This is a genomic window from Kluyvera sp. EC_51 (genome assembly GCF_019584505.1).
In the GTDB taxonomy this organism is placed as follows: Bacteria; Pseudomonadota; Gammaproteobacteria; order Enterobacterales; family Enterobacteriaceae; genus Kluyvera; species Kluyvera sichuanensis.
Genome location: NZ_VDAG01000061.1, coordinates 1 through 19,608, shown reverse-complemented (window position 1 = coordinate 19,608; position 19,608 = coordinate 1). Strand labels below are relative to the sequence as shown.

18 protein-coding genes and 1 pseudogene are annotated in these 19,608 nt (G+C 56.9%); 8 read left to right on the top strand and 11 right to left on the bottom strand.

The genetic code is table 11. The annotated features are described in order from the left end of the window. The first annotated feature begins 7 nt into the window (after positions 1 to 7). Positions 8 to 925, top strand: coding sequence for a helix-turn-helix domain-containing protein (locus FHC49_RS11730; RefSeq protein WP_185666510.1), 918 nt, complete (start codon positions 8 to 10; stop codon positions 923 to 925). On the opposite strand, the gene FHC49_RS24420 is transcribed toward FHC49_RS11730, so the two are convergent. Together FHC49_RS24420 and benC are read right to left on the bottom strand one after the other, a co-directional pair. After that, entirely contained in the window at positions 922 to 2,652 is a 1,731-nt protein-coding gene (locus FHC49_RS24420; protein WP_370631762.1) for a cytochrome P450, read from the bottom strand. The two genes, FHC49_RS11730 and FHC49_RS24420, sit on opposite strands and share 4 nt — an antisense overlap. A 33-nt stretch (positions 2,653 to 2,685) precedes the next feature. Beyond that, a pseudogene (gene benC / locus FHC49_RS24415) lies at positions 2,686 to 3,696 on the bottom strand (benzoate 1,2-dioxygenase electron transfer component BenC); the annotation flags it as partial. A 479-nt stretch (positions 3,697 to 4,175) separates the two neighbouring features. Here benC and FHC49_RS11720 point away from each other — a divergent pair. The 5 genes from FHC49_RS11720 (at position 4,176) to FHC49_RS11700 (ending at position 8,005) form a co-directional block, all read left to right on the top strand. Beyond that, entirely contained in the window at positions 4,176 to 5,177 is a 1,002-nt protein-coding gene (locus FHC49_RS11720; protein ID WP_370631761.1) for a FecCD family ABC transporter permease, read from the top strand. Then, positions 5,177 to 5,947, top strand: a complete 771-nt coding sequence (locus FHC49_RS11715; RefSeq protein ID WP_220439830.1) for an ABC transporter ATP-binding protein — start codon at positions 5,177 to 5,179, stop codon at positions 5,945 to 5,947. The genes FHC49_RS11720 and FHC49_RS11715 overlap by 1 nt, the downstream gene beginning before the upstream one ends. Positions 5,948 to 5,971: 24 nt before the next feature. Beyond that, on the top strand, positions 5,972 to 7,099 hold the full coding sequence (locus FHC49_RS11710; protein WP_220439829.1) for an ABC transporter substrate-binding protein: 1,128 nt from the start codon (positions 5,972 to 5,974) through the stop codon (positions 7,097 to 7,099). A gap of 479 nt (positions 7,100 to 7,578) precedes the next feature. Further along, a complete protein-coding gene (locus FHC49_RS11705; RefSeq protein WP_185666515.1) occupies positions 7,579 to 7,815 on the top strand; it encodes a hypothetical protein in 237 nt (78 codons plus the stop codon). 49 nt (positions 7,816 to 7,864) lie between these two features. Next, positions 7,865 to 8,005, top strand: a complete 141-nt coding sequence (locus FHC49_RS11700) for a hypothetical protein (protein ID WP_220439828.1) — start codon at positions 7,865 to 7,867, stop codon at positions 8,003 to 8,005. A 49-nt stretch (positions 8,006 to 8,054) separates the two neighbouring features. Here the strand turns inward: FHC49_RS11700 and FHC49_RS11695 are convergent, their stop codons facing one another. From FHC49_RS11695 to FHC49_RS11665, 7 genes are all read right to left on the bottom strand, one after another. Beyond that, positions 8,055 to 8,435: a hypothetical protein gene (locus tag FHC49_RS11695; RefSeq protein WP_185666517.1), complete on the bottom strand. Its 381-nt coding sequence runs from the start codon at positions 8,433 to 8,435 to the stop codon at positions 8,055 to 8,057. A 68-nt stretch (positions 8,436 to 8,503) separates the two neighbouring features. Then, positions 8,504 to 10,105, bottom strand: a complete 1,602-nt coding sequence (locus FHC49_RS11690) for an MFS transporter (RefSeq protein WP_220439827.1) — start codon at positions 10,103 to 10,105, stop codon at positions 8,504 to 8,506. A 3-nt stretch (positions 10,106 to 10,108) separates the two neighbouring features. Next, positions 10,109 to 11,122 (bottom strand): glutaminase A, encoded by a 1,014-nt coding sequence (gene glsA / locus FHC49_RS11685; protein WP_220439826.1) that lies wholly within the window; start codon positions 11,120 to 11,122, stop codon positions 10,109 to 10,111. Positions 11,123 to 11,718: 596 nt separating this feature from the next. Further along, positions 11,719 to 12,477, bottom strand: a complete 759-nt coding sequence (gene dsbG / locus FHC49_RS11680; RefSeq protein WP_220439891.1) for a thiol:disulfide interchange protein DsbG — start codon at positions 12,475 to 12,477, stop codon at positions 11,719 to 11,721. Positions 12,478 to 12,521: 44 nt separating this feature from the next. Continuing rightward, positions 12,522 to 13,244 carry a DsbA family protein gene (locus FHC49_RS11675; RefSeq protein ID WP_220439825.1) on the bottom strand — a complete coding sequence of 241 codons (723 nt, stop codon included), beginning with the start codon at positions 13,242 to 13,244 and terminating at the stop codon, positions 12,522 to 12,524. Positions 13,245 to 13,250: 6 nt separating this feature from the next. Next, a complete protein-coding gene (locus FHC49_RS11670; RefSeq protein ID WP_220439824.1) occupies positions 13,251 to 15,281 on the bottom strand; it encodes a protein-disulfide reductase DsbD in 2,031 nt (676 codons plus the stop codon). Positions 15,282 to 15,328: 47 nt separating this feature from the next. Further along, complete coding sequence (locus tag FHC49_RS11665) at positions 15,329 to 15,691, bottom strand: hypothetical protein (protein WP_185666521.1); 363 nt, start codon at positions 15,689 to 15,691, stop codon at positions 15,329 to 15,331. Between the two features lie 163 nt (positions 15,692 to 15,854). Between FHC49_RS11665 and FHC49_RS11660 the strand changes: the two genes are divergently transcribed. Then, positions 15,855 to 16,787, top strand: a complete 933-nt coding sequence (locus FHC49_RS11660) for a hypothetical protein (RefSeq protein ID WP_220439890.1) — start codon at positions 15,855 to 15,857, stop codon at positions 16,785 to 16,787. 42 nt (positions 16,788 to 16,829) lie between these two features. Here the strand turns inward: FHC49_RS11660 and ansP are convergent, their stop codons facing one another. Together ansP and FHC49_RS11650 are read right to left on the bottom strand one after the other, a co-directional pair. Further along, positions 16,830 to 18,272 carry an L-asparagine permease gene (ansP, locus tag FHC49_RS11655; RefSeq protein ID WP_185666523.1) on the bottom strand — a complete coding sequence of 481 codons (1,443 nt, stop codon included), beginning with the start codon at positions 18,270 to 18,272 and terminating at the stop codon, positions 16,830 to 16,832. Positions 18,273 to 18,585: 313 nt separating this feature from the next. After that, positions 18,586 to 19,185, bottom strand: coding sequence for a transporter (locus tag FHC49_RS11650; RefSeq protein WP_220439823.1), 600 nt, complete (start codon positions 19,183 to 19,185; stop codon positions 18,586 to 18,588). A 340-nt stretch (positions 19,186 to 19,525) separates the two neighbouring features. On the opposite strand from FHC49_RS11650, the gene FHC49_RS24410 reads away from it, so the two are divergent. Further along, the coding region (locus FHC49_RS24410; protein WP_225622907.1) for a hypothetical protein at positions 19,526 to 19,608 on the top strand (83 nt) is incomplete at its 3' end.

The following is a 19,608-nucleotide window of genomic DNA, read 5'->3' as shown; positions in this document are numbered from 1 at the left end:
CGGCATCATGCCTGCTCACGCTAACGCGCGCCGAACGCTACCCAACTACGCCCTTTACGGCGCGCAGGACGATCCCACCGCCGTGGATAGCGTGCATCACGAGCGCATCCCGTCGCGGGCCAGCCGCTTTGGGTTTGAGATTGAACCGCACTTTCACGACGCATTAATCCAGACGCTGTACATCACCCACGGCGGCGGCGAGACGTCGATAGACGGTCAGACCTGGCAGCTGGAAGCGCCGTGTCTGGTGGTTATTCCGGCACGTTCCGTTCACGGCTTTCATTTTCGCGATGACATTGACGGCCACGTGATCACCACCGCCCAGTCGGCCATTGAGTCGATCGCCATGACCGCCGCCCCTGAGCTGTTGGCCTTCGTACGCACGCCAGCGGTGCTGGCCGTTGACCCGGCGAGCCCCCGTGGCGCACCGCTGGAAGCGTTGTTCGATGCCATCGGTCGTGAGGCAGAGCACCCGGAACGCTGGCAGTACACCGCCGGGCTGGCGCTGACCATCGCCTTGTTCGTGCAGATTGCCCGCCTGAGCGAAAAAGCGCGTCTGGCGGGTAACCCCTCACGCGCTGCGCTGGTTGCCCGCATTGAGCGCTTTCGCCTGCTGCTCGACGATCGCTGCCGTACCCGCCAGCCGGTGGCCAGCTACGCCAGCGCCATGGGCATTTCCGCCGGCCAGCTCACCCGTATTTGCCGGGAAGCGTTCGGCATCTCCGCCATTGAGGCCATCGACCGCCGCGCCGTGCATGAAGCCCGGCGGCTGTTGGTCTACTCCAGCTTCAGCGTCAAGCAGATAGCCCGCGAGCTGGGCTTTCGCGACGAGGCCTACTTTGGCCGCTTTTTCCGCAAGCAAACCGGGCTGCGGCCCACCGAATACCGTATTCAGGAGCAGGGCCGCCTGTCGCACGCCGTTTAATCTTCGCGCGCGCGCATCTGTACAAACAGATGTTCCGGCCCTGAGTTGGTGAGATTGTTGCCGCGGACATACTGAATGGGGCGCGCCGGGTCGAGACTCATCTCCCCCACTTTGCGCGCCACCAGTTTCGCGGCAATCAGCGTTTCGAGCTTGGCCAGCGGCTGGCCGAGGCACTTGTGAATGCCGTTGCCAAAGCCAAGATGCCCGCTGCTGTCGCGGTCGATATTGAAGCTCTCACCGTCGATAAACTTGCGGCTATCGCGGTTGGCCGCCGACAGCAGCAGGCGTATCACCGCGCCTTTCGGGATGGTCACGCCCGCCACGGTGGTGGCCTCGGTGGTGATGCGGCTGACCCGCTGGACGGTGCCGCGATAGCGCGCCACTTCTTCCACAAAGCGGTCGGCGTCATCAGAGTTTTCGCGAAGGCGCACCACCAGCTGCGGCTGCTCGGCAAACATGCGGAAGGCGTTCGCCACCAGGATGGTGGTGGTGTCATGCCCGGCAATAAAGACGAAAGCACACAGCTCTTTCGCCTCTTTTTCGCTCAACAGCCCCGCTTTCCACATGCGGGCAATATGGCCGCCAATCGACTGGCTGTTGCTGAGATAGAGCCGCTCCATCGCCTCTTTCAGATAGGCAAAGAAGGCCATTGCGCTCTGCTCGTCGGTGCCGGTACCGGGGGCGTTACGTGCCAGGCGACCAAAGTAGCTGAAGGTTTCGTCCGACCAGAACTTCATTTTCTCTTCGTCTTCGTTCGGCACGTCGATCATCGCCGAAATGGTGGCAATACTCAGTGGAATGGCAAAATCTTCCACCACATCGCCACCCCCGTTGGCCAGCATCTGGTCGATGAGCACTTCGGCGCGGCGTTCGATTTCAGGGATAAACGGTTCAAGCGACAGCGGCATAAACGATGGCTGCGCCACTTTGCGCAGGCGGGTATGCCCCGGCGCATCGAACAGCGTGAGGAAGGTCAGCGGCGGCGGGCTTACCACTTCTGAAGAGAACAGCTTCGGGTTGCGGATCGCCTGGTAAACATCGTCATAGCGCGACAGGAACCAGACATCGGTGGTGGCCGACTGGCAGCGCAGCACCGGCGCGTGTTCGCGCATCCAGCGATAGTGCTCATACGGGTCGCCCTGCGAACCGTCATCCACCACTTTGAACGGCGCAAGCCCTTCTGGCCACGCCAGTTCGTGGGAGTAAGGCGGCAGCGAAGGCTGAAGATCATGGAACGGGCAGCGCGGCGCTTCTGGCTCCGGCGCGGGCGGCGCAACGGGGAGGCCAATGGCGGCAGGGGCCGTTTTCAGCGCCAGCGCCCGGCTCATGGTGGTACGCGAATGCTGCGCGTGCTGGGCCAGCACGTCGCGGGCGGCGTTAAGATCGCCATATTCAAAGGCCGAGACCAGATCCCGGTGCTGCTGCACGATATCGCCGACGATCTCCACGCTGACGGTCAGCGCGCGGTCGATATAGTCACGCACCGTCAGCTGGGCGTAGAGCGCAATCAGCTGCGCGTTGCGGGTGGCCTCAATCAGGAACTGATGGAAGGCGTGGTTAGCTTCCACGTAGCCCGGCACATCAAGGAAGCGCCGCCCGGAGACGAATGCCGCCGTGGCCTCGGCCAGGCGACGGAAGGTGGTCAACTGCTCTCCGCTAAGCCGCCCCATGGTTAACTGCACCGCGCCAAGCTCCAGCGCCAGACGCAGGTCAAAGGCATCGTCCACATCTGCCGCGGCAATCGGTGCCTCCACGCTCGGTGCCGTCTGTCCTGCGCCCGCAAATTTCTCGTAGTAGAAATTACGCGGCGTCAGCCCTTCGGCGTCCAGATAGCGACGCACGGCATCCACCATTGGCGGTGGGCCGCAGAGGTAAACGTCGGCATCACCGCCGTTCAGCATGCCCGCATCGATATGCTGGGTGACGTAGCCTTTGTGCGGCGCGTCGCTTTCCGGGTCGGCGACGGTACAGCGGTAGCTGAAGTTTGGCAGCTGTCGGGCGTAATCGTCGAGGGTCTCAATCGCCACCCGGTCTTCATCGCGGGTGATGCCAAAAATCAGGTGCACCGGCTGGTGCGTGGCGTTGTCATCCACCAGCGCGGCCAGCATCGACAGGAACGGTGCCAACCCGGTGCCGCCTGCCAGGAACAGGAGCGGACGCTCCACCGGGCGCAGGTAGAAGCTGCCCATCGGCCCGCGAAACGACATCGCATCGCCGACACGAGCACGCTCACTCAGCCAGGTCGACATCAGCCCCTGCGGCACGTTACGCACCACGAACGAGACCTCGGTTTCTCGCGGCCCGGAGCTGAATGAGTACGAGCGCGTCTGGTCGCTGCCCGGTACCTGCACGCTGACGTACTGGCCAGGCAAGAAGCTCAGCGCCTGGCGGTCGTCGAGCGCAATGGAGAAGGTTAACGTCGTCGGTGACAGCGCACGGCTGGCGGTGATATGCCCTTGATATGTAGCCACACAGACAGCGTCTGACGCGGCGGCAATCTCTACCACGCAGTCGCTGGACGGGCGCATCTGGCAGGTCAGCACCCTGCCCGCGCGGGCCTCTTCGGCGGAGAGCGCGTCGTTCACGTAGTCGCCGTGCTGATAATCACCGGAGGCGCAGGTGGCCTTACAGGTGCCGCAGACGCCGTCACGGCAGTCAAGCGGAATGCTGATTCTGGCGCGCAGCGCGGCATCGGCAACGGTCTCACCGGTGCGGCACTCCAGGGTCTGCATCACGCCGTCTTCAAAACGAAGGGTAATCTGATGGGTCATCTCTCTCATCCTCCAGGCTGTTGCGGTCGGAAAATCCGATGCCTCATCAAATGCTGGATGGCGTTCAGGTACAACGGACAGAGATGACATTAAGCAGGACAAAACCGGCATAGTGTTGGGTTAGCGGGGGCGGTCACATTTATTGGGTGGGGAGATTGGGCTTGTAAATTACGTGGTTATTGCGGTGCTTTTCCCCTCACCCTAGCCCTCTCCCCAGAGGGCTAGGGTGAGGGGATTAGTTAAACAAACAATCAATGGAACGCTAATTATTTTCATATTGAATTGATAAGCATTATCAATTCAATATATTGTCGCCAGCTCTCTCCAGGATATTGGATATCCTGCATTTTTCGCCTCGGGACAGGCGGGAGGTTCACTGAATTTACCCTGTTCCATAAGGTTATCCGATGAATTCCAGCCTTGCCTCCAGCGCCGACTCCCCCGCGCTGGCGATTGCCGCCCGCTATCGTCGGGTGGTTATGCAGCGTTACCTGCTTGCCGGTGTCGTGCTGCTCTGTATCCTCTGCTCCCTGCTGCTTGATTTCACCCTCGGCCCCTCGGGCATCTCCGTATCGACGCTGTGGCAGACGCTGTTCCACGCCGACGCCGCCGATGCAGGCACCCGCGTGATTGTCTGGGAGCTGCGTTTACCGTTCGCGCTGATGGCGATTCTGGTCGGCATGGGCTTAGGGCTTGCCGGGGCAGAGATGCAGACCATCCTCAACAACCCACTGGCCAGCCCGTTTACCCTCGGCGTCTCCTCCGCCGCCTCGTTCGGCGCGGCACTGGCGATTATTCTGGGGCTCGGCATTCCGGGCATTCCCGACCAGTGGTTTATCTCGGTGAACGCCTTTGTCTTTGCGCTGATGGCCTGCTTTATTCTCGACGGCATCAGCCGCTGGACGCGGGTTGCCACCTCCGGCGTGGTGCTGTTTGGTATCGCGCTGGTCTTCACCTTTAACGCGCTGATCTCCATTTTGCAGTTCGTCGCCAGCGAGGACACCTTGCAGGGTCTGGTGTTCTGGACGATGGGCAGCCTGGCGCGCGCCTCGTGGGACAAGCTGGCGATTCTGGCGGTGGCGCTGCTGATTATCACCCCGCTGTCATTGAAAAATGCCTGGAAGCTGACCGCGCTGCGCCTTGGCGAAGACCGCGCCGTCAGCTTTGGCATTAACGTGCGTAAACTACGTCTGGCGACGCTGCTGCGCATCAGCATTATCTCGGCGCTGACCGTGGCCTTCGTCGGCCCCATCGGCTTTATCGGCCTGGTCGCGCCGCACATTTCCCGCATGATGTTTGGCGAAGATCACCGCTTCTACCTGCCCGGCAGCATGCTGATTGGCGCGTTGGTGCTGTCGCTGGCGTCGGTGGTGTCTAAAAATATCGTCACCGGGGTCATTATTCCGGTGGGCATCGTGACCTCGCTGGTCGGCGTGCCTTTCTTCCTGAGCATTATTATTCGCCACCGAGGAACGCTGTAATGGATGGCCTCTCTATTCGCGACCTCCATACCGGGTATGGCAAAAAGAAAATCATCGATGGCCTGACCACGCCGCTGCTGCCGCGCGGCAAGATTACCGCCCTGCTCGGCCCCAACGGTTCCGGTAAATCGACGCTGCTGCGGGCGCTGGCGGATCTCAACCCGGCGCAGGGCGTGCTGTCGCTGAATGGCGAAGACCTAATGACGCTGATGCCCGCCAAACGCGCCCAGAAGGTGGTTTATCTGCCGCAGTCGCTGCCCGCCGGTGTGCATCTGCACGCGCTGGAGTCGGTTATCGTGGCGCGTCGCGCCAGCGGCTACCACGAAGGCAACGCCGAGCAGGAAGCCTACGCCATTCTGGAAAAACTCGGCGTCGCCCATCTGGCGATGCACTACCTCGACCAACTCTCCGGCGGCCAGAAACAGCTGATTGGCCTGGCGCAGTCCCTGATCCGCCAGCCGGATCTGCTGCTGCTCGATGAACCGCTGAGCGCCCTCGACCTCAACTTCCAGTTTCATGTGATGGATATCGTCGCCAGAGAGACACGGCTGCGCAATATCGTCACGGTGGTGGTGATCCACGATATCAACATTGCCCTGCGTCACGCCGAATATGCCGTGATGCTGAAAAATGGTGCGCTGGTAGCAAGCGGCGTACCGGATGAGGTAGTGATTCCACAAAATCTGGCGACCGTTTATGGCGTGCGTGGCCGGGTCGAACATTGTTCACAAGGGCTACCGCACGTGGTGGTCGATGGATTAACGACATAACAATAATCGTAAGACGGGGAAATCATGACGATGAAGAAGGCACTATTAGGCGCAGCGCTGCTGCTTTCACCGCTGCTGGCGATGGCGGGTAACTGGCCGGTAACGGTCAAGGATATGGACAACCGGACGGTCACGGTAACGCAGGAGCCGCAGCGCATTATTCTGCAGGACGGCCGCGATATTCTGACGCTGGCGGTGCTGGAGCGCGACAATCCGTTCGCCAAAGTGGTGGCGTGGAACAACCTGCCGAAAAAACAGGATACCGAAACCTGGAACGTGCTAAAGCGTAAATGGCCCGAGGCGGATAAAATCCTCGATATGAAATTCTCCGACCAGGGCAACGTTGACCTGGAGACGGTAATCTCTCGCCACCCGGATCTGATGATTGCCCAGCTGCGCGCTAAGCCATCGCTGGTGCAAAGCGGTGTGCTGGCGAAGCTCGAGGCGCTCCACGTGCCGGTCGTTTTCGTTGACTACGAACTGCATCCGGTTGAGAACACCATGCCAAGCATCGCAATGCTCGGCAAAGTACTCGGTCAGAGCGACCGCGCACAGGCCTATATCAACTTCTATCAGCAGCGTCTGGACACTATTCACCAGCGTCTGGCTAAGGTTGAGAAGAAGCCATTAGTGTTTATCGAGCCGATTGCCGGGGTTGCCGGGCTGGATAACGGCTGCTGCTTCACCCATGCGCGCAACGGCTGGGGGGGTCTGGTCGAAGCCGCAGGCGGCGTGAACATTGGTTCGCAGCTGCTGCCGGGCGCCACCGGCAATATCTCGGTGGAGAAAATCATCTCCATGAATCCGGATTACTACCTGATGACCGGCTCTAAACGCCCGGGAAAAGGCACGGCGATTATTCCGTTCGGCTACAACGTGCCGGAAAGCGATGTGGTCAGCGCCTTTAACGCGCTGCTGGCGCGTCAGGGTGTGAGCAGCATTCCGGCGGTTGTCGCAGGGCATACCGGGGCGCTGTATCACCACTTCTATAACAACCCGTACAACATTATCGCCATCGAGACGCTGAGTAAGATTTTCTATCCAACGCAGTTTAAAGATGTCGATCCCCTGGCAGACTATCATCAGCTGATTACCCAATTCACCCATATTCCGGATGATAAGGTGATTCTGAGCTATACGCCTGGGAAGTAAAAAAACGTGTGGCGTCAGTGGAATTTTTCACTGGCGCCTTTTTTATTCTATTTTACCGATCAACGATCGCTATTCTGAAATCGCTATTAACGTTGGTTATATTCAGCTAAAATAATAATAAAGGCAGTGACTATCATTCGATAAACAGTAGTACTAAACCCTATACCAAATAGGTAACAAAATTAAAATGCCGTTAAAAATAAAACACTAGCCCTCCTCACTTTATCTTTATATATCATGGTGATTTACAGGTTTTGATATTTTTAAAACAACCATGAACTCACAATATATCGCGTAAATTGATATGTATCAGTTTCAAATTAATTCCCTATAGAAACCATCAAACTTGATTTTGGTCAACTCCCTGCCAGGTTATAAAATGCATTTTATAGCGCTCTTATATTGACTGGGTGAATGATTAATTGGTTTTAAGACTTGAACAGATGTTTAGCAGGCCATCAAGCCTGTGGGGTTGGTTGATGTGTAATGCCCTGAACGGCATTGCTATCGTTATCTGCTTTGCCTCCATTAGCGCCGTTATCGGCATCAGAGAAGGTGTCTGGCATATTGTCATCACCGTCGCCATTATTATTTCAGCATTTTATAGCGCTAACTATTTCGCCGCCCTGGAATCACGTAATGATTCCCGCCGTTATTATTTACTGGTGTGGGTGATTATCACTATCGCAACTAACTTTATTCGCGTCTGGGGTTAATCCCTACGCGGCATAAAATACACAACGCACAACAATAAGGATTCACGCCTTGACACTGGCAATGATTTTTATCCTCATCAATAACCATAAAGGGCTGTCGGCACTGCTGCTGCTGATAATTCTGGCGCTGTTCTGGATACTTGGCCCACGGGTAAGAAAGCTGCTGGACGGCATTAAAGACCGGTCCTGATGGCTTGATGGGTTACCGATGCGCCCGCATCGGTAACCCATCACGATAATTAGCCCATCTCACTGCACTGGCAGCCAATCTTAACGCTCGCAAACTTATATGCCGCCACGAGATAAAATAGCGCAATCGCAAAACCGACAATCGGATAGAACAGCAGGCTAAATACCGCCACCACCAGAATATGCCCCACGCCCGCCATCAAAAAACCACGACGCTTTAAGCGCAGTCGCCCGTAAGAAAAGACAAACGCCAGATAGGCGATGATAAACAGCACAATCACCAGCTTGAACGATAAAAACTGCACCGAGAAATTCATCCCAGCGACGCCCAGATGCGGCAGCGCAAGAAGCACAAACAGGGTGAAAAAAAGCAGCGAGGCGAGCTTGACCCACGCCATTACGCCCTTCCAGAAAGATATACGCGTCATCATGAAATCCTTAATTCGAAGATAAACGGCGTTGAGGCATGTCGAATAACCTCAACGCCGGGAAAGTATTGCTACACCGGAATATTGCCCGGCGAGTAGCCCGGCAGTCGGCGAGCCGGGAGAATCGCCAGTGCGGAGATCAGCGCCATGATCAGGATCCCGAGCTTCAGCGCCTTCAGCCTGGACGTCTCGTTGATGTCCATCGCTTCCTGCACCTGCGCAGGCGTTGCCGAGGTATTTTCCAGCACCGTCGCCAGACGCTCGTTGCTGACAAAGTTGATGTTATCCAGATTCACCTCCGCCTGAAGTTCGGCGGTCACCACCGGCGAGGCCACCACGCTTTTCATCACGCTGGCGCTGAGCAGGCCAACCAGCAGCGCGCCCGCAACCGCCGTACCAATGGCGTTTGCCAGATTACTGGTGGTGCCGCGAAGCGCCCCGACGTCGCTTGCCAACGATTTAGGTGAAGAGCTGACCAGCACGTTGAACACCAGCGTAACCAGCGCACCCTGCCCCATGCCGAAGACAATCAGCCCCACCATCACCGGCCATTCACTCCAGTTATTGGTGACAACCCAGGAGAGCCAGACCAGCGCCGCGCAGCAGACGATGAACCCCGAGGTGGCAATCTGTTTCGGCGTGAATTTGTCGTACAGCTTAATCACCAACAGCGCGGAGAAGAACACCGACAGGTTGAACGGCAGCATCGCCACGGTGGTCGCCATCGGCGTGCGTCCTTGCACAATCTGGATATACAGCGGCACGGTGAAGTTCAGCATCGCCTCCAGCGCCACCACGGCGAACATCACGGTGACGGCGGCTTTCTCAGACGGCGAGTCCATCACTTCCAGCGCAATCAGCGGCGTGCGGCCGCGCTGTTTGATATGACGGTTCCACATCACAAACCCTTGCAGCAGGATAAAGCCCACCACAATCATCACCGGCGCGGGTGACAGGCCGTTCAGAGTAAACGGCGCGGCGGGTTTCGCCATCAGGCCACCCCAGCCGTTCAGGTTATTGAATCCCAGCGAGAGCAGTACAATAGCGCTGGCAGCCAGCAGCAGGCCGACCACATCTATCTGCACGCTGGGGTCGCCTTCGTCTTTACGCAGACGGAAGCTCAGGGCAAAGGTGATAAGCGCCAGGACAATCATCACGGCAAACACCGGGCGCCAGCCGATCCAGGTACCAAAGACGCCGCCAATCAGAAATGCCGCTACGCCTGCACCCGCACGGGCGGACCCAAGTGAGCCGAGTGCCGTCGCCTGCTGTTTACCCTTGTAGTTTTCCGCAATCAGCGCCACCAGCGATGGCACCAGCGCGGCGGCGGTAAGCCCGCAAAGCGCCTGTGCGGCAATCATGGTTTGCACGTTCTGGCTGATAACCATGAAAATCTGCGCGCAGCCAAAGACCAGCACCGACACGCGAAAAACGATGACTGGGCCAAAGCGCTGGCTGAGTTTCGAACCCGCCATCACAAACGCGGCGACGGAGAGCGAGTACATAATAATGCCGGTGGCAATATCGGTTGGCGGCACGTTAAAGCTGTTGACCATGCCACTAAGCGCGACCGGCAGTGAAGCGACGTTAAATGACATCAGCACCTGGGCCAGCGCGATGGCGATCATTGGTGCCCAGGAGCGCTGCTGTTGTTCTGCGGTTATTGTGCTCATTGGTTACTCCTGCGCCGTTAGGCTACGGTTATCGGTATAGGGTTTAGCAACCAGCAGATCCATCCCCAGACAGCGCGATAATGATCGAATGGCTTTCTGCGCTTTAACGCTATTTCCGGCCCCGTCGAGCAGCGGAGAGAAAGCGCTTAACGCACATTTTCCCGGTGAGACGGCAACAATGCCGCCACCGATACCGCTTTTGGCAGGCAGCCCGGTTTCATATAGCCATTCACCGGAGGTTTCATACATTCCCGACGTCAGCATCACGGCGAGGGTATAATGACAGATGGCATTATTAATAATTTTATCTCCGGTTACCGGGTTAATTCCGCCGTCGGCAAGGGTTGCTCCCATTACAGCTAAATCACGGGAATTAATATTCAGGCAGCATTGACGGGTATAGAGTTCGGTGGCCATTTCCGGGTCACATCCGAGGCGTCCGTAGCTATAAAGCAGATGGGCAATTCCGCGATTGCGATAATTACTCTGGCAGGCGGATTGATATATTTCTTCGTTTAATGTCAGCTTACGCCCGGCAAATCCACAGAGGCCGTTGTAGATATAGTGCCATTTCTCTTCTTTGGTTTTTCCTGGCGTAAAACTGGTGGTGGCAATGGCACCGGAGTTAACCATCGGGTTCGTCAGTTTTGTGGTCGACTGCTCAATGGCCGATACCGAGTTAAACGGCATCCCGGTACCGTTGACGCCAAGCCGTTCGCGCGCCGCCTGCGGCCCAATGGCCTGGCACACCAGCGCAAAGATAAAGGGCTTGGAGATGCTCATGATAGTGAACTCGGTCTCCACGTCACCGATGGAGAACTCGTAGCCGTCCACGCCTTTGAGGTAGATGCCAAACAGGTTCGGGTCGACGCGGGTTAACGCCGGATAGACCGTCGAAACGGCACCCTCTTGCTCGGAGCGCAGGGCCGAATAAACGTCCGTAATCAGGCGTTCAATGTGTTCGCCGCTGGGCAGCGATATATTTTGGTTATGGTGGTCCCTGGAATGATATTCCATAAAGACGTTCCTTTATTTTTGGCGCACAGCAGAATAACAAAATTTATGATTTAAATTTTGCTGTACGAATAAGCGTATTGAAAGACGCAGCGTGACCTATACGCTAGACAGGGAAAATAACCGTCGAGCGGTAAGGAGAAAAAATAGTAGATGCTGTGAGAAACAGCGGGGGCAATTATGGCGTAGAAGGGGGTTTGGTCTGCAGATAGCGTTGACTTCGGGTGATGATATACATTTGCTTATCCATAGCATATGACTCATTGGTAATGAATGATTGATGTTTTTCCTTAGAGCGGCGGCATTATAGCGTTATTCCCGTTAAAGATTCGCCAGCTGAATGTAAATAAGTGTCATTTGAGATACCAGTTAAATAATATAACCACAAAGTAGTACACCTGGAATAATTCAATAATCTGACAGGGGTAATTTTGGTAAATTACCTGCTTTTATTAGCGCTTAATTGTAGCTATTTTTCCCTGTTCCCTGGTTCCGCGCATTACCCTCACCCCGGCCCTCTCCCTGGAAGGGAGAGGGGGAAAACCAGCGACGCCAATCGGTCCCCTCGCCCCTTTGGGGAGAGGGGGCTACGCGTCATATCAGGGTTTAGGACCAAACATCGCCTCAAGCTGTTTCTCATCAGGCATCCCCACCACCTGCTGCAGCTCGTTCTTGTCGTTCATATAGTAAATCGCCGGCGTGGCGTTCGCGCCTAAGTCATCCATCATCTTCTGATGCTGTTGCAGCAGATTGAAGGTTTCGCGCGGCGTGACGCCGTCAAAACGCGGCAATTTCTTACCGTTGGACAACTCGTAATCCCGCCAGGCCGCTACCGGATCCGCCGCATTAAGAATGGCCGTCGCGTTGCGCCCGCTTTTCGGGTTCAGGAAGGCCACCAGCAGGATATTGAGCTGGACGTGACCCGCCTCAACCCACGGCTGCGCCGCCGCCCAGAAAGTTTTGCAGTAAGGGCAGAAAGGATCGGCAAACACAAACACCTTTCTCGGCGCGGTATCGGCCCCCTCCTTCAGCGCGTGGGCGCTATTGAGCGTTTTCCACATCTCCTGGCCCATCGGTACGTAAATCGCTTCGGTAAAGTAGCCTTCACTCAGGTTTTTACCTTTGTCGTCATAAAGGTACCCCGATACCACGTGCTTGCCGTCAGGGGTCAGGAACAGGTTCACCCCCATATCCTGATACTTCCCGACCCAGCTTTTCAGCCCGCCGGGGGCCTCCACCTCTTTAATGATGGTGATGTTCTGCTGTTCGCTAAAGCGCTTCACGATATCGGGAAGCGGCGCGCTGGCGTAGGCGAACGCCGGGAGCAGCGCCAGTGACGTTAGAATAATCGATTTCATCATCGTCTCTCTCTGAACGGGGGATCGCTCCCCCGAAAGTGAATTTACTGTTTTTTCAGCGCGTCGCTGACCATAGCATCAAACTGCTCATAAGGAACCCAGCCGGAGAGCATTTCATCGCCAATTAGCGTGGCGGGCGTACCCTGAATACCCAACTGCTGCGCCAGCGCGAGGCTTTTCTTCACCGTCTCAAAGCTCTCGCTGTCCGGTTCATTCACCACCACGCCCGCTTTCTGCTTGGCCTGGGCGATGCTGGCATCGTCGTGATAACCCTTTTTCGCCATCAGCAGGTCGTTAAACTTCATAAACTGCTCCGGGTGAGTACGCCAGACGGTGAGCGCATCCCGGGCCGACGTCACCGAGCTTTCCGAGCGGTAAGGCAGGAATTTGAACACCACGGCAACGTCCGGGTATTTCGCCACGATCTTCTCCAGATAAGGATCAAATTTCTTGCAGTATGGGCAGTTATAGTCGGTAAAGACCACCAGCGTCAGACGCGGTTTCGCCGCCCCGATACGCGGGGAGTTGGGGTCGCGGTAGAGAAAATCGCTGTTCTGCGCGATGACCGATTTCATCTGCTGCTGGCTGGCCTCGGCGCTTTGCTGATCCAGCTTTTCTGCCGCAGCGGCCAGAATTTCCGGGTGTTTAAGCAGCGTCTCCTGCACTAATTCCTGGACGCGAGCCTCCTGGGCTGGCGTAAGCGCTGGCGCGGCAACGGCCTGCAGTGAGGCGGTCATTAAAAGCGTAAACAGAAGCGTGTATTTCATGATTCATTAACCTTTGGCATGTTTCAGGGCGGCAAGCAGCGTTTGTTGGTCCAGCAGCGGCGAGAGGATCTCGCCCTCGGGCTGGCCCGGCCCGTAGATTTCATTGAAGGGGATGGCGTAGCGGTTGCGCTTTTGCAGGAAGGCGGCGATCGATGCGGAAGGCTTGCTCCAGTCACCGCGCAGCGCCACCACATCAGGGGCATTCAGCGCCGCGACGATCTCCGGCTGGTTCAGCACGCGCATTTCATTCACCTTGCAGGTCACGCACCAGTCGGCGGAGATATCCACGAAAACGCGTTTCCCCTGTGCCAGCGCCTGATCAATCGCCGCTTCGCTGAGCGGCTGCCAGCGAATGTCCGCGCTGGCCTCGGTGGACGAGGCTGACGGCGACTGAATCAGCCCACGCAGCTGATAGCCGCCAAGGCCGGTGAGCAAAATCACCGCCAGATAGAACGACGCACCGCTGCGCGGGCCGGTGAACAGAACGGCCACCAGCGCCACGATGGCCAGCAGCAGAATCACCATATCGCTGACCCGGTCACCCAAATGCAGGCTCAGCAGCGACGCCAGCCACAGGCTTGAAGCCAGCATCATCAGCGCCAGAATAGTTTTCAGCATCGCCATCCAGCGCCCTGGACGTGGTAATAGCGCAGCGGTTTTTGGCAGCAGCGCCACCAACAGCCAGGGAATCGCCATCCCGATACCAAGCGCGATAAAAATAAGCCAGAGATCCTGAAGCGGAGCCCCCAGCGCAAAGGCCACGGCGGTGCCGAGGAACGGCGCCGAACACGGTGTGGCCAGCAGCGTGGCAAACATCCCCTCGAAGAAACTGCCCAGCATTCCGTTGCCACCGGCGGTGGCCATCCTGCCGACCATGGATGACGGCAGCAGCACGGCAAAGGTGCCGAACAGGTTCAGCGCGAAGATAAAGGTGACGGCGACCATCAGGCCAATAAACCACGGGTTCTGGAACTGGATCCCCCAGCCCAGCGCCGCACCGGTCAGCTTCAGCACCGTGACCATCGTCGCCAGCAGCGCAAAGGAGACAAGGATCCCGGCGCTGGTCGCGAGGAATCGCAGACGGATACTGCGCGTATCCGACCCGGCGTGGAGCACCGCGCTCAGCTTCATCCCCATTACCGGCAGGACGCAGGGCATCAGGTTGAGGATAAACCCGCCGAGCAGCGCGAACAGCAACATCTGCATGATACTGACGCTGGCTGCATCGGGCGCATTGGCGGTTTGATCGGCCCCTACTGTCAGGGTGGTTTGCTGGGCTTTTCCGTCGCTGGTGAGGACAAAGGAGAGCGTTTTCCCCGCGAGCGTTGCCGGTTTTTCGCCCCACTCGTCCGTCACCGGCGCACTCACAACCAGCTCCGCACCGTGCATTTTGATACTCGGGTCGCCGGGAATAATGCCGCCGTCCATCGGGTCAAAATAGATTTCCGGGGAACGCCACGTTCCCGCAGTAGTGCCGGTGATCACCAGACGATCGCCCTCAAGGTGCGCCGCAAGATCCTCCGAAATACCCTTTTCCGCCGGGATGGTGCGCATTGCCTGCTCGAACGCGTCCTGGAACTGGCCGTCGACCGGCTGGTTAAAATCAAGATGCAGCGGGTAGTCCGTTAATAAACAGACGTTGCTGCAGGTTGAGAGCGTCAGCGTGCCGTCCAGCACATCCCCCGGATTCCCGGTGATGATCATCGGAATCACCACCCGGTTATGGTAGCCCTGGGTGGTCAGCCCCGAAATATCAAAGCGCGACGGCACCGGCCAGTACCACTGCGCCTTTTCACCGTTTTTCCAGTGAATTTCGGGCGCCACGCCCCCTTCTCCCGGCGATCGCCAGTAGGTTTTCCAGCCGGACTGTAGCTCAACGCTCAGCAAGCCATACAGGCGGTCCTGCCCTCTTTCCGCCTGGAAACGAATCTTAGCGTGGTCATTTTGCGGGGACGTGAGCCACCCGGTATCGGCTGCGTGAGCGGTACCCACGCAGGCCAGCAACAGGAGGAGTAATCCCCTGAAGATATTCAACATGTTTTTTCTCCGTGAATTAAATAATCAATCGTCGTCAGGACGATGATTCATTCACGGAAAACGCAGTTTTTGAGGTGTATGCGAAGCGTGGGCGGCCGTCTGGGCACGTCGCGGAAGACAAACGTACGCACTTCAGCGAATAGCTGAATCAGGGCCAGGAAGATGATAACGGCAGGCAGCGCGCCGTCGAAGAAAATGGGCTGCGCGCACAACAGCGAGTTGGCGCTAAGCTGGCACGGCGAAGGCCCAACCTGGGATTCGTCCGTTGCCGGCGTGGAGAGAGTCTGAACCGGGTTGCCGACCTGCTCAAGAAAATGGTGCAGATAGACCGCCCGCTGCACCAGGCAAAGCGCCATGGCGAGGCAGGTCACTATCAAGAACCCTTTAGCAAGAAGCCGACGATTACGCATAAATTACCAGACGTTTCAGAACAGCCGAATCATAAACAATCCTCAACAATGCGCAAGGCCGCGAGTGTAAGGTTTTGTCTTACTGCGGCGGGATCCTGCTCTATAGTTAATCCATTATCACCCGATTGAGGCTTCACCGACCATGATCGCGGCATTTCCCGGCATGTTCATGCTTCTGCTGACTTCGCTAACCTTCAGCACCGCGCTGCAAGCGGCGGACGGTCAGCGCATTAAGCAGCGGGCCGATGCGGTGCTGACGCTGATGAGCTACATGATTGTGCCGGATATTACCGCCAGCGACCTCAATATCGGTTCGGGCTCCGACGATAAAACCGAGCTGTCGATCACCCAGTTTGGCGGCGGCGCAACGATGGGCGACACGTTTCCGCTTTATCTCGAAGGGGCGATGGGCTACAGCCGCTACGACCCGCAGTTCGTCATCAGCGATGGCGACCAAAGTCGACGTATTCCGACCAAATGGAACAGCCTGACGGCCACCGGCGGTATCGGCTGGGATTTTAATCTGCACCGCGACCGCTGGGGCGGCAACCTGGTGCTGCGTCCGATTGCCAACGTGATGCTCGGCACGATGGCGAGCGATCTGCGGGTCGGAAAATGGGCGCTGGAACGGCATCGCAACGCCGAGTATGACTTTCTCGACGGCGGCCGGCTCAACGCCTATGGCCTGGGCGGTTCGTTAATGCTCGACTATGAGCTGGTCTCCCCGGCGCAGGATATTGACGTTGAGTTGCGCTACACGGGCATGAATCTGCAAACCTTCGGCAACACCTCCAGCGCCGTTGAGGGCAGTGCCACGGCACAAAACCTCGGGCTTTATCTGCGCCGTCGCGCCCCGCTTTTCGACTGGACGCTGCTGAAAAGCCCGGTGCGCTACGTGCTGGAAGGCGCGCATACCGAGTACCTCGGCGAACAGCGCGGCACGTTAGGGTTTGATAGTTTGAGCTCGGTAGGGATTGGGATTGAGATGGACAGCAGTAAGTACCCGGTCTTTATTACCCGCACGCGTCTGGTGGCGCGCTATATGTTTGGCAACGGCACCAGCGGCTATGGCGTGGGGTTAGCCATGAGCTTTTAGCTGCCAGGAAAAAGGCCTGACAACGTCAGGCCTTATCGTAGATTACGGTGCGGTGCTGTGAATTTCCGCTACACGCTTACGAACCCCGAACCATCCGGCCACCAGCAGAATAGCAATCAGCGGCAGCGAGGCGATGGTGTAGGTGCCGTTCGGATAATCGAACGCCATCAGTACCAGCACGCTCAGCAGGAACAGCAGCGTCAACCAGGAGGTAAACGGCGCGCCCGGCAGCTTGAAGTTCACGTCCGCGGCCTTGCCTTCTTTGATGGCCTTACGCAGGCGCAGCTGGCACACCATGATAAACGCCCACGAAGCGATAATGCCCAGCGAAGCGAAGTTCAGCACGATTTCAAAGACCTGAGACGGCACCAGATAGTTCAGGAACACGCCCACCACGTAGACTACCAGCGTCGCCATAATGCCTGCGTACGGCACGTGCTGGCGGCTCATTTTGCTCATAAACTTCGGTGCGGAACCGCCCATCGCCATCGAGCGTAAGATACGCCCGGTGCAGTAGAGGCCCGAGTTAAGGCTTGAGAGCGCCGCCGTCAGTACCACGATGTTCATGATGCTACCGATGTAAGGCACGCCGAGCTTAGAGAAGAAGGTCACAAACGGACTCTGCCCCGCCTGATAAGCCGTCCACGGCAGCAGCAACACCAGCAGCACCACCGAACCCACGTAGAACAGGCCGATACGCCAGATAACGCTGTTGATGGCGCGCGGCACCATGGTCTGCGGGTCTTTACACTCGCCCGCTGCGGTACCGACCAGTTCAATGGAGGCAAAGGCAAATACCACGCCCTGCACCAGCACCAGCGCAGGCAGCAGGCCATGCGGGAAGAAGCCGCCGTTGTCGGTTATCAGATGGAAGCCGGTGGCATTGCCGTCCAGCGGTTTGCCGCTGCCCAGATACACGGTCCCGACGACGAGGAACACCACAATCGCCAGCACTTTCACCAGCGCAAACCAGAACTCCATCTCGGCGAACCACTTCACGCCAATCATGTTCATGGTGCCGACAATCGCCAGCGCGCCCAGCGCAAACACCCACTGCGGCACGTCACCAAACGCGCCCCAGTAGTGCATATAGAGCGCCACTGCGGTGATATCAACAATGCCGGTCATCGCCCAGTTGACGAAGTACATCCAGCCCGCCACATAGGCGGCCTTTTCGCCGAGAAACTCACGGGCATAGGAGACGAAGCTGCCGCTCGACGGGCGGTGTAATACCAGTTCACCCAGCGCGCGAAGAATAAAGAACGAGAAGATGCCGCAAACCAGGTAAACCAGCGCCAGCGCCGGACCTGCCATTTGCAAACGCGCACCTGCGCCGAGGAACAAACCGGTACCGATAGCGCCGCCGATGGCGATCATCTGTACCTGTCGGTTGCCCATCGCCTTGTGATAACCCTCTTCGTGGGCGTTCAGCCAGCGTCGTTTTGCCGCGCGTTGCTCCGCGGCCTGTGAGTGTTGTGTTTCCATTATTACCCTGTACCTGTCTGATGTATGGAATGCATAAGGTTATCGAATGAATACGGAACGCCTATCCACGACAACCCGCGCGGTTTTTCCCGTCATTCTGCGTAGGGATAAAACTGCCGCGAAGCATCCTACCTGCAATTATTAAGCGGCGCAAAACATACGCTTACTCTTCAGACCTCTTTCGCGCATAAAACGGTGCCCTCTGCGAAAACGCCGGTCACTTGCTCTGGGGTCGTGCTTTCGCCCGGCGACGGGTACGAAAAAGGCCTCCCATAGGAGGCCCGTAAACGCGATGATTTATTGGGTGGAAAATTTAACGGTGGCCTGCTTTCTGCCGACGAAATATTTCTACCGAAGCCGCCAGGCAGAGAATATAGCCAAAGAGTTCCGTCCCCTCTTCCACCATATTTTTCACCTCCCGAACGTAGCCATCCTGCAGCAGGGAGTGCCAGAGCAACGACATACCAAACAGGCGAGAAAACACCAGGGTGGCTAATAATCCCGCGAGCATCATCCCGAAGGCGGGTTTTGCTGTATACAGAGTGAGTTGATGTAATACCCGCTGAGGCTGTCGAAACGCGTAGATAAGCGCCGTAATACTGACCGCCAGTGCAAACCATACCCAACTGCCGTGGTGGATCAGGTCAAAAATGCCGTCGAGTTCGCGGATCAGCATGGCCATAAAGAAGCCAGCAATCAGGGTATTACATTGACGCATATCGGGTTGCTTACGTGCCGCCACGAGGTGGATCAGGACGATAAGCAAGAGGATAGTCTCCTGAACAATCTCGGAGAGCGAGACCTCAGACAGGGTATTTTTGAGAATATTGACATCGATATGCAGGCATAAAATAGCCGCGCCGGTCGCCAGCGATAAAAAGAAGCAGCGTAAAAACAAATTAACTAAAATCATAATAGTCACGGTCTTTTAATAAACAAACAGTTTACATTACTGACCGTAACAGAACTTATCCTTATGTGCCTCAGCGACCATGAAATTTAACAATTGTTGCGTTATTCCAGATCAGTAATTAATACCACTTTAGCGCAGTGAATATATTTTAGTATGAGAAACGCCTGACAAACATATTAATATCGATATAAAAATATCGGTGTCAGGGCATATTTTTCGCACATTCAGCGCGGCCCGCCTCGGCGACAGCCGCGCATCAACGCTCCAGCCTCAGGCTGCTAGCCAGCGCTGCCCTTCTGCTTTCATTTGGCTTTGTTGAATAAATCGAACTTTTGCTGAGTTGAAGGATCAGATCACGCATCCTCCCGACAACACAGACCATTCCGTGGCAAAGCAAAAGTTCAGAATCACCAACTGGTCCAC

What these genes read in the sequence shown, in the direction of transcription:
- glsA (WP_220439826.1), bottom strand. Translation starts at nt 11,122, where the DNA reads ATGGAATATCATTCCAGGGACCACCATAACCAAAATATATCGCTGCCC.
- FHC49_RS11695 (WP_185666517.1), bottom strand. Translation starts at nt 8,435, where the DNA reads ATGATGACGCGTATATCTTTCTGGAAGGGCGTAATGGCGTGGGTCAAG.
- FHC49_RS11730 (WP_185666510.1), top strand. Translation starts at nt 8, where the DNA reads ATGCCTGCTCACGCTAACGCGCGCCGAACGCTACCCAACTACGCCCTT.
- FHC49_RS11675 (WP_220439825.1), bottom strand. Translation starts at nt 13,244, where the DNA reads ATGAAATACACGCTTCTGTTTACGCTTTTAATGACCGCCTCACTGCAG.
- FHC49_RS11660 (WP_220439890.1), top strand. Translation starts at nt 15,855, where the DNA reads ATGTTCATGCTTCTGCTGACTTCGCTAACCTTCAGCACCGCGCTGCAA.
- FHC49_RS11670 (WP_220439824.1), bottom strand. Translation starts at nt 15,281, where the DNA reads ATGTTGAATATCTTCAGGGGATTACTCCTCCTGTTGCTGGCCTGCGTG.
- FHC49_RS11705 (WP_185666515.1), top strand. Translation starts at nt 7,579, where the DNA reads ATGTGTAATGCCCTGAACGGCATTGCTATCGTTATCTGCTTTGCCTCC.
- FHC49_RS11720 (WP_370631761.1), top strand. Translation starts at nt 4,176, where the DNA reads ATGCAGCGTTACCTGCTTGCCGGTGTCGTGCTGCTCTGTATCCTCTGC.
- FHC49_RS11650 (WP_220439823.1), bottom strand. Translation starts at nt 19,185, where the DNA reads ATGATTTTAGTTAATTTGTTTTTACGCTGCTTCTTTTTATCGCTGGCG.
- ansP (WP_185666523.1), bottom strand. Translation starts at nt 18,272, where the DNA reads ATGGAAACACAACACTCACAGGCCGCGGAGCAACGCGCGGCAAAACGA.
- dsbG (WP_220439891.1), bottom strand. Translation starts at nt 12,477, where the DNA reads ATGAAATCGATTATTCTAACGTCACTGGCGCTGCTCCCGGCGTTCGCC.
- FHC49_RS11710 (WP_220439829.1), top strand. Translation starts at nt 5,972, where the DNA reads ATGACGATGAAGAAGGCACTATTAGGCGCAGCGCTGCTGCTTTCACCG.
- FHC49_RS11690 (WP_220439827.1), bottom strand. Translation starts at nt 10,105, where the DNA reads ATGAGCACAATAACCGCAGAACAACAGCAGCGCTCCTGGGCACCAATG.
- FHC49_RS11715 (WP_220439830.1), top strand. Translation starts at nt 5,177, where the DNA reads ATGGATGGCCTCTCTATTCGCGACCTCCATACCGGGTATGGCAAAAAG.
- FHC49_RS11665 (WP_185666521.1), bottom strand. Translation starts at nt 15,691, where the DNA reads ATGCGTAATCGTCGGCTTCTTGCTAAAGGGTTCTTGATAGTGACCTGC.